Origin of the sequence: Streptomyces albiflavescens (genome assembly GCF_014645835.1) — a bacterium.
In the GTDB taxonomy this organism is placed as follows: Bacteria; Actinomycetota; Actinomycetes; order Streptomycetales; family Streptomycetaceae; genus Streptomyces; species Streptomyces albiflavescens.
Map to the genome: position 1 here is coordinate 165271 of NZ_BMMM01000017.1, position 8810 is coordinate 174080.

The 8810-nt window shown below is 69.9% G+C and carries 8 protein-coding genes; 3 read left to right on the forward strand and 5 right to left on the reverse strand.

The features are described 5' to 3' along the window. Positions 1–11 precede the first annotated feature (11 nt). Positions 12–443, reverse strand: coding sequence for an RrF2 family transcriptional regulator (locus tag IEY95_RS36825; RefSeq protein WP_189190547.1), 432 nt, complete (start codon positions 441–443; stop codon positions 12–14). Between the two features lie 429 nt (positions 444–872). Between IEY95_RS36825 and IEY95_RS36830 the strand changes: the two genes are divergently transcribed. Together IEY95_RS36830 and IEY95_RS36835 are read left to right on the forward strand one after the other, a co-directional pair. After that, positions 873–1538 carry a thioredoxin-like domain-containing protein gene (locus tag IEY95_RS36830; RefSeq protein WP_189190548.1) on the forward strand — a complete coding sequence of 222 codons (666 nt, stop codon included), beginning with the start codon at positions 873–875 and terminating at the stop codon, positions 1536–1538. Next, the gene (locus IEY95_RS36835) at positions 1535–2158 is read left to right on the forward strand and encodes a DUF305 domain-containing protein (protein WP_189190549.1); all 624 of its coding nucleotides are present in this window, start codon (positions 1535–1537) and stop codon (positions 2156–2158) included. The genes IEY95_RS36830 and IEY95_RS36835 overlap by 4 nt, the downstream gene beginning before the upstream one ends. Here IEY95_RS36835 and IEY95_RS36840 read toward each other — a convergent pair. The 4 genes from IEY95_RS36840 to IEY95_RS36855 form a co-directional block, all read right to left on the reverse strand. Next, positions 2155–3098, reverse strand: a protein-coding gene (locus IEY95_RS36840; protein WP_189190550.1) for an IS5 family transposase whose coding sequence is annotated in 2 segments (ribosomal slippage) — positions 2155–2679 and positions 2682–3098 — 942 coding nt in all. Because the reading frame shifts where the segments join, the coding sequence is not laid out codon by codon here. The genes IEY95_RS36835 and IEY95_RS36840 overlap by 4 nt on opposite strands. Positions 3099–3447: 349 nt before the next feature. Then, complete coding sequence (locus IEY95_RS36845) at positions 3448–4083, reverse strand: hypothetical protein (protein ID WP_189190551.1); 636 nt, start codon at positions 4081–4083, stop codon at positions 3448–3450. Further along, complete coding sequence (locus IEY95_RS36850) at positions 4080–4589, reverse strand: sigma-70 family RNA polymerase sigma factor (RefSeq protein ID WP_229703598.1); 510 nt, start codon at positions 4587–4589, stop codon at positions 4080–4082. Before IEY95_RS36850 ends, IEY95_RS36845 begins: the two co-directional genes overlap by 4 nt. A 31-nt stretch (positions 4590–4620) precedes the next feature. Then, positions 4621–6303: an IS200/IS605 family accessory protein TnpB-related protein gene (locus IEY95_RS36855; RefSeq protein WP_229703599.1), complete on the reverse strand. Its 1683-nt coding sequence runs from the start codon at positions 6301–6303 to the stop codon at positions 4621–4623. Between the two features lie 430 nt (positions 6304–6733). On the opposite strand from IEY95_RS36855, the gene IEY95_RS36860 reads away from it, so the two are divergent. Further along, on the forward strand, positions 6734–8674 hold the full coding sequence (locus IEY95_RS36860) for a S53 family peptidase (protein WP_189190552.1): 1941 nt from the start codon (positions 6734–6736) through the stop codon (positions 8672–8674). Positions 8675–8810: the final 136 nt, after the last annotated feature.

The window sequence follows — 8810 nt, forward strand, 5'->3', positions numbered from 1 at the left end:
GGGCCTGGAGATCAGGGCCTGGAGATGCCCAGCAGCAGCGGCCCGGTCGGCTCGGCGACCATGTCCGCCACCGTCAGCGGGTCCAGCGAGGCGAAGAACGCCTCCTGGGCCCGTCGCAGCGCGCCCCGCAGACGGCACGCGGAGTTCAGTGGACACGGCGTGGCCCCCTCGCACTCCACGACGTCGCCGTCCCCCTCGAAAGTGCGCACGACGGTGCCGACCGAGGCCGTGCGGCCCGCCTCGGTGAGCGCGAGACCGCCGCCCCGGCCCCGGCGGGCCGCGAGCAGGCCGAGGTGCTGGAGCTCGGCGACGACCTTCGCGGCATGCGTGTACGGCACGTCCATGTCCGCCGCGACCTCGCGGGTCGTGGGAGTGGACTCGCCCGCGACGGCAAGCCGCATCAGAACGCGCAGGGCCAGATCGGTGGAACGCAAGAGCCGCATACCACGAGCGTAGATAATGCGCATCCACGGTTCAAATTAATCGGCGCGGTTCGGGCGGGCCGGGACGCGGTCACTTCGCAACGGCGCACGCATGGTCGCTTCGCATCAGCGCAGGAACGGTGTCGTGGTCGCTGCGCACGAACGGTCTCGTGGTCACGGCGCAAGAATGGTCTCGTGGTCGCCACGCAGGAACGGTCTCGTGGTCGTGGCGCAAGAATGGTCTCGTGGTCACGGCGCAAGAACGACCTCCCCTCGGCGGCCCACGAGCGGCCTCTTTACGGCGACGTCAACCACCCTCGCCACGAAACCCTCCCGCGCGCCGCGACGAAAGCCGCGTCTTCGGCCATTCCGGTACCCTCGCTGCCTGCGTTCCCTCCTCCCCCACTACGATCAGCGCACCCGACCGTCCCATCCCCATAAGGACTCGCCATGGGCTCCGCCAAGAACACCAGCAACGCGTCGCGCAAGGCGCGCATAGAGGAGATGCGCCGCGCCGAGCAGTCCCGCGAGCGTCGCAACCGGATCCTCACGATCACCGCCAGTGTGGTCGTCGTCGCCGGTCTCGTCGTCGGCGGCGTCGTCCTCGTCAAGTCGCAGTCCGACAAGAACGACACGGCGAGCGACTCCAAGGCGTCGTCGGGGCACTTCGTCGCGGGCGCCGACGGCGTGAACACCTGGAAGGGCACGCTGTCGCGCAACCACGTCACCAAGACCGTGACGTACCCGATGGAGCCCCCGGTCGGCGGCGACCACAACCAGGTGTGGATGAACTGCAACGGTGACGTCTACACCAAGGCGATCAACAACATGAACGCCGTGCACTCCCTGGAGCACGGCGCGGTCTGGGTGACCTACAACAGCAAGGCCTCCGACGCCGACGTGAAGGCGCTCGCGGCGAAGGTCAAGAAGACCCCCTACACGCTGATGAGCCCGGTCGAGGACCAGAAGGACCCGATCATGCTCAGCGCCTGGGGCAAGCAGCGCACGGTGACGGCCGCGAGCGACCCGAACGTCGACAAGTTCTTCGCGGAGTTCGTGCAGGGCAAGCAGACGCCGGAGCCCGGCGCCGCCTGCACCAACGGTCTCTCCCAGTGAGGCACGTCGGGTGGATCGCGGGCACCGCGGCGGCCGTGCTCGTCGCGGCCGGGGCGATCACGTACGCGGTCGCCGACGGTGACGACTCCGGGATGAAGGCGCCCACCGCCGATTCCGCCGACGCGGGCTTCGCGCGGGACATGGCGGTCCACCACCAGCAGGCCGTCGAGATGTCGTACATCGTGCGCGACCGCACCAAGGACGTCGAGGTACGGCGTCTCGCGTACGACATAGCGCAGACGCAGGCCAACCAGCGCGGCATGCTGCTCGGCTGGCTCGACCTGTGGGGGCTGCCGAAGGTGTCCTCGGACGCGCCAATGACCTGGATGGGCATGGGCGACATGGCCTCCGGCAAGGACGGCGCGTTGATGCCGGGCATGGCCACCAACACCGAGATGAAGAAGCTGAACACGCTGAGCGGCAAGCAGGCCGAGATCTTCTACCTGCAGTTGATGACCGACCACCACAAGGGCGGCATCCACATGGCCGAGGGCTGCGTCGCCAAGTGTGACGTCGGCGTGGAGAAGAAGCTCGCGCAGGGCATGGTCGACGCGCAGCAGTCGGAGATCAAGCTGATGGCGGACATGCTCAAGGAGCGGGGCGCGAAGGCTCGCGACTAGGGCGTTTCTGATGGCTCTTGGACGGTGTCGCGGAGCCAGATGACGATTGCGGTGACGGTCAGGGTGCCGTTGAAGATGTAGTCGCGCTTGTCGAACCGGGTGGCCACCGCCCGGAACTGTTTCCACTTGTTCACGCACCGCTCGACCGCGTTGCGGCGGCGGTACTGGCCCTTGTCGAAGGCCGGGGGCCGGCCACCGGAGCGACCGCGGTGCTTGCGGTGGGCGCGCTGGTCATCGGGCTGCGCGATGGTGGCTTTGATGCCGCGCCGTCGCAGGTAGGCACGGTTGTCGCGGCTGGAGTACGCCTTGTCGCCGCGCACCCGGTCCGGTCGGCTGCGCGGGCGGCCCGCGCCGCGGCGCCGGAGGCGTAAGCCGTTGAGCACCGGGGCGAACATCGGGCTGTCACCGCGCTGGCCGGGCGAGGTCAGCCAGGTCAACGGTCGGGCCCGGTCGTCGGAGAGCAGATGGACTTTGCTGGTCAGCCCGCCCCGTGAGCGCCCCAACGCCTCGCGCCCATCTGCCTCCTCACGGGCCCCGCCCCCTTTTGCGGATAGTCGGCCGGAGGCTTGCGGGGCGCCCCGGCCGCGTGCTGATGCGCCCGGCAGGAGGTCGAGTCGATGTTCACGGCCCACTCCTGCCGGGACACTTGGCGGGCGAGCGCCCCGTCCGGGTCACCGGCATCCGCCTCGATCTGCAGTTCCTCCAGCACGGCTTTCCAGGTACCGTCGGCCGACCAGCGGCGATGCCGCTCGTAGACGGTCTGCCAGGGGCCGTACCGCTCGGGCAGGTCCGGCCAGGGCACCCCGGTCCGGGCCCTGAACAGCACCCCGTTGATCACCTTGCGATGATCTGCCCACTGCCCGCCCGGCTTGCCGTTGCCGGGCAGGAGAGGCTCGATGCACTGCCACTGCGCGTCCGTGAGCTCGTGTCGCCGCACCATAGGGGCGTCCTGCCCGGCAAACCAAGAGATCCACCAGCCCACCAAGAGCCGTCAGAAACTGCCTAGGGCCTGTCCGGCGGATCATGTCGGAGACGCGGGGCCTGGCACGCCCATCTGCGGCGTTGTCGTCGGTTGCCGACGCTCCGCGTCGTCGCCCTCCTCCGCCTTGCAGACGGACGCACCAGGCCCCGCTCACCTGTGCTTATGAGGCACCGCAGCTCTCCTCCGACCTGATCCGCCGGACAGGCCCTAGCCGGCGAAGCGCCGAATGGGACGGGTCCGGGGCAGCGCCCCGGACCCGTCCGCCCCCCTCCGCCTGATGGTCAACTGCCCTTCCGCCGCCTGATGGTCAGCCGCGCCAGTCCGTACCGCACTTCAGTGCGACGCCGGTCGGCACCAGGCGTTCCACCGAACCCGGGCGGCCGTGGGTGACGGCGAGCTGGGCCTGGTCCAGGTAGCCGATGAAGAGCTGGGTGTGGGCGGGCATGGCCGCGGGGTCGTAGATGAAGACGACGGTGTCGTCGTCCCGCCGCTCCCGCTTCACGACGTCCTCGACCCCCACTCCCGAGCCGTGTTCGTCCACCTGCGTGTGGTCGTCCGGCCCCTTGCAGAACACCCCGGTCTTCACCAAAACGGGGAACCCCGCGTCGCGCAGCGCCTTCTGCAGCCCCGCCGGGTTCTTGAAGTACTGCTCCTTGGTCCAGGTCACGGCGACCGTGCCGTCCGTCCGCTTGGCGACGGTGAACGCGACGGACTCGGCGCCCCCGGACGGCGGTGCCGTCGAGGGGTGGCCGATGCCCGGGACGCCGAGCGCGAGCCCGGCGATCGCCGTGACGCCCACGGCCGCCACGGCCACGCGCCTGCGCCGCCGCCGGACCGCGCGGCCCTCGGCCACGATCCGCTCGACCGGCACCTGCATGGTGATGTCGTCGAGCGATCCCTTCAGTGTGTCCAGTACGTCCCTGTCGTCGTCGATTCCGTTCACGATCCTGCCTCCGGGGTGTTGAGGGTGACGAGGTGGCCGCGCAGTGTCCCGACGGCGCGCGACAGATGGGCGGTGACGGTTCCCGGGGCGATCCCGAGCGTCTTCGCCGTGGTCGCGGTGTCGAGATCGAGGAAGACCCGCAGAGCGATCACCTCCCGCTGCCGCAGCGGCAGTTGACGCAGCACGGCCAGCAGCGCGGGGTCGAGGCCGGACCCGCCGGCCTCGGCGTCCTGGCGGTCCTGGCCGTCCTGGGTGTCATGGTCGCCCAGCGCGACCTCGTACCGACGCCGACGCCACCACGAGATCCGGGTGTTGAGTGCCGTCCGGACGATCCAGGCGCGCGGAGCGGGATGTCGCCGCACCCGCGGCCAGGCCGCCCAGGCCCGGGCGAACGCCTCGGCCACGAGGTCCTCGGCCAGCTGCCGGTCGCCCACCGCGGCGAGGACCGCCCGCATGCAGACGTCCCGGCCGCACCGGTAGAACTCTTCGAACTCCAGCTGCTTCACACCCCTTGAACGCGGTGGGGCCACGATGCGCTTACAAGAAAAGGGAACCGTTTCTAGTGACTGAGCGGAGTGACTCCTGTTGCCAGGACTCATGCTCAGCCGAACGCTCCGAACGGTGTTGGGCGTTCTGGTCCACCGCGTTCGCTCCGCGTCCGGCGCGTACGGATCGTGTCCGTGGTCCGGGGATGCGGGGGCGGTTTCCCTCGCGCCCCGGGGTGCCCGTGCCGGCCTGAACGGTCCGATGCCCCGCACGATCGCTCTGGTCGTGCGGGGGCGGTGCCGTCCTCCCCCAGTGCCTTAAGGGCCTGGGAGGTGCCCCCATCCGGATCGGGTGCCCCAGGGCGCGCCTGCCGATCGCCACGGCGGCCGCGTCGTGGCGGGTGGGCTTCCTGTTCTTGCCGGTGAGGGGCTTCTGCCAGTGCTGGGCGCCCCATTTGCTGGTGTAGGCCGGGTCGACCGCGACGACGGTGATGCCGAGTTCGGCCGCCATGCCGACGAGCCGGGCCCGTAGCTTGCTGACGGGCATGCCGGAGATCAGCTTGCGGAACCGCTTCCTGCGGCCGTGCTTCTCCCGCGTCTTGTCCGCCGCGAAGTCGAGGTCTTCGACCGCAATCGACAGATCATTCCTCTTGGCCCAGTGCAGCAACCGGATGAGGGCGTGCCGGACCTGGGCGTCGCGGTGGCCGGCGGTGCCGGTCAGGTCGTAGCCGAAGCGGAGCGGTTCGCCGACGGGGTTGCCGTGCTCATCGAGGCGCCAGGCGGCGAGGTGGTCGGCGTTGGTGTCCACGCCGATCAGGCCGTTGGCTCGGGCCGCGTCCAGGGGGACGCTCTTGACCGGTGGGATGGTCCAGGACGCGGTCAGGTACCAGCGGCCCCGCACGGTGTCTTCGTGGATGCGGTAGGCGACGGCCCGGTGGGCGGTGACGCGGTCGCGCCACTGCTCGCCCCGGTGTGCAAACCGAACGGTCGCGGCCAGTACGTATCGGCCGTGCGGCGCGTTGGCCAGGTGCGCCAGCGGCGCCGGCAGCTTGATCGACACCTCACCGCCCGGGGTGACACGGATCGTCTCGTTGCCGAACCGCTTTCCGGACTCGCCGTCGGCCTGGAGGAACCGGCGCTCGGCCTGCCACCGCTGCCGCCACTGTGGCTCGGTGAGCTGCGCTGCCTTGAGGTGGTGCCGGGTGTTCAGCAGCCGCTTGCCGCCGCGCACCACGTGCACGACACCCACCTCGCGGTCCGCCCGCGCCGCCCTGAGCCGGTCGGAAAGCAGGTGCAGGCGGCGGGACTTGGCGAACCACTCCTGCCGTGTGCGGTAGCCGCCCGGGGCGTGCTTGCTGCCCTTCTCGCCAACCGGCAGGGACAACCGGTGCGCGATCGTCCGCACGCCCGCCTGAAGGCTTTGGATGTGGGCGAGCTGGCCGCGCCGGGCGAGCGCCCACTGGTCGTGGGTGGCCTTCGTGATCGCCCCGGCCCAGCGCGAGGAGGAATCCTGGGTGAGCGTGCGCTTGCGCTCGGCCCACCGCTCACCGTCGTGCTCCAGCCCGGCCGCACACCGCACTCTCAAATCCCGGGCAGCGAGCGTACCCAGCAGATCACCGACCAGCCGCAGTACCTCCTCGTCCCCGGCACTCAGGTGCCTCAGCCGGTCGCGGACCGCGCCCCCCGACGGGCCGGGCATCACGAAGGGTGCCGCCACCTCCCGCACCTCACCCACCCCGTCACCCCCGGCCCGTTACCGAAAAGCCCGTCACCGCACCCAACGACCACCCACCCGGAAAGGTCACCTATTCGACAGGAGAACTTCTGTTCCTCACCGGCAATACGCCTGCCGCAGCCCGGACACGCACTCATACGCGCCGGAACACGCTCGTACACCGTCATGCGACAGCAGTTCACAACCCCTTGACGAAAGAAAAAGGGAAAACCCTCGACCGGGGCAGCACCCCCTCCCCATACCACCCCAAATGCGGCTCAATCACTGCCACTTGGGGTTTCCTTGGCCTTTTCATTCCCCTGGCATGAACGGTTCATCGAAAGAGTGGCCCCCATCTGTGATCCATTCCCCGCCCCCTGATAGGGCCTGGGGGTCTACGCGGATCGCCGACCAACCACTACATGCGACGAACCGCATCGCAGGGGGTTCTATGAGATCCAACCGCGCCATGGCGCGCGCCGGGGTGAGCATGGCAGCAACACTGCCGCTGCTCGCCGGTGCGCTGGCGCTCGGCATACCCGCGGCCCACGCCGCGGACGGCCCGAGCCGGGACACCCTCGCGGGCACCAAGCCCGCGTGGGCCACGGCCAAGGCCGACAAGGGCGCCACGTCCGACAGCTCCCAGGTCTCCGCCCGGGTCTATCTCGCCGGCCGGGACGCCTCCGGTCTGGCGGCGTACGCCAAGGCCGTGTCCGACCCGAACTCGGCGTCGTACGGCAAGTACTTGAGCGCCAAGAAGACGCAAGCGCGCTTCGGCGCCACGAAGGCCCAGGTCGCCGCGGTGACCTCGTGGCTGAAGTCGGCCGGCCTCAAGGTCACCGGCACCACGCAGCACTACATCTCCGTGACCGGTGATGTCGCCGCCGCCGAGAAGGCGTTCGGCACCCAGCTGCACAACTACGCCAAGGGCAACAAGACCTACCGGGCGCCGTCGAAGACAGCCTCCGCGCCGGCCGCCCTGAACGGCGCCGTCCTGACCGTCACCGGCCTGGACAACGCCCCGCACAAGGCGACGCACAGCGACCAGCTGCCGCCTCCGGACGCGGTGTTCAAGAACTCCGGGCCGTTCTCCTCGTACTACGGCTCGAACATCGCGAGCACCCTGCCGGACGCCTACGGCTCGAAGATCCCGTACGCGGTCAAGGGCTACACGGGCAAGCAGCTGCGCGCCGCGTACGGCGCGGGCACGCGCACCGGCAAGAACGTGCGTGTCGCCATCACCGACGCGTACGCCTCGCCGACCATCGCCTTCGACGCGCAGACCTATGCGGGCAAGCACGGTGACGCGGCGTACACCAGCGGCCAGCTGCGCCAGGTGCTGCCGAAGAACTACACGAAGACCAAGGAGTGCGGCGCCGCCGGCTGGTACGGCGAGGAGACCCTCGACGTCGAGGCCGTGCACGCGGTCGCGCCGGGCGCGAGCATCACCTACGTGGGTGCCGCCTCCTGCTACGACGACGATCTGCTCGACTCGCTGAACAAGATCGTCGACGGGCACCTGGCCGACATCGTCTCCAACTCGTGGGGCGACATCGAGGCCAACCAGACGCCGGACCTCGCGGCCGCCTACGACCAGGTCTTCCAGTTCGGCGCGGTCGAGGGCATCGGCTTCTACTTCTCCTCCGGAGACAACGGCGACGAGGTCGCCAACACCGGTACGAAGCAGGTCGACACCCCGGCCAACTCGGCGTGGGTGACGGCGGTCGGCGGTACGTCGCTGGCGGTCGGCAAGGGCGACACGTACCTGTTCGAGACCGGCTGGGGCACCGAGAAGGCCCTGCTGTCCGACGACGGCAAGAGCTGGACGAACTTCCCCGGCGCGTTCACCTCGGGTGCGGGCGGCGGCACCAGCAAGACGGTCGCCGAGCCCTACTACCAGAAGGGCGTCGTCCCGAACGCGCTCGCGACGGCCAACAACGCCGCCGGCAACCGTGTCGTCCCGGACATCTCCGCGATCGCCGACCCGAACACCGGTTTCAAGGTCGGCCAGACGCAGACCTTCCCGGACGGGACGGAGCAGTACAGCGAGTACCGGATCGGCGGCACCTCGCTCGCCGCGCCGGTGATCGCGGCCGTCCAGGCTCTCGCCCAGGAGGCGCGCGGCGGCAAGGCGATCGGCTTCGCCAACCCCGCCATCTACGCCAAGTACGGCTCGAAGGCGTACCACGACGTCACGGACAACCCCACGAAGTCCGGGCTCGCCGTGGCGCGTGTCGACTTCGCGAACGGCTACGACGCGGCTGACGGTGTCATCACCTCCGTCCGCAGCCTCGGCAAGGACAGTTCCCTGCAGGCCGTGAAGGGCTACGACGACGTCACCGGTGTGGGTTCCCCCGCCCCGGGCTACGTCGAATCGTACGGCCGTCACTGACGTTCCGTCAGAACGGTTGCGCCCGCCCCTCGTTGCCCGAGGGGCGGGCTTCCGTACGTCCGGTGCCGGCTGTCTGTTTCTTCGCCCCCTCCGCCCCTGCCCGACCCACACCAGCCGTTCGGCTGCGGACCGGTGG

What these genes read in the sequence shown, in the direction of transcription:
- IEY95_RS36825 (WP_189190547.1), bottom strand. Translation starts at nt 443, where the DNA reads ATGCGGCTCTTGCGTTCCACCGATCTGGCCCTGCGCGTTCTGATGCGG.
- IEY95_RS36860 (WP_189190552.1), top strand. Translation starts at nt 6,734, where the DNA reads ATGAGATCCAACCGCGCCATGGCGCGCGCCGGGGTGAGCATGGCAGCA.
- IEY95_RS36830 (WP_189190548.1), top strand. Translation starts at nt 873, where the DNA reads ATGGGCTCCGCCAAGAACACCAGCAACGCGTCGCGCAAGGCGCGCATA.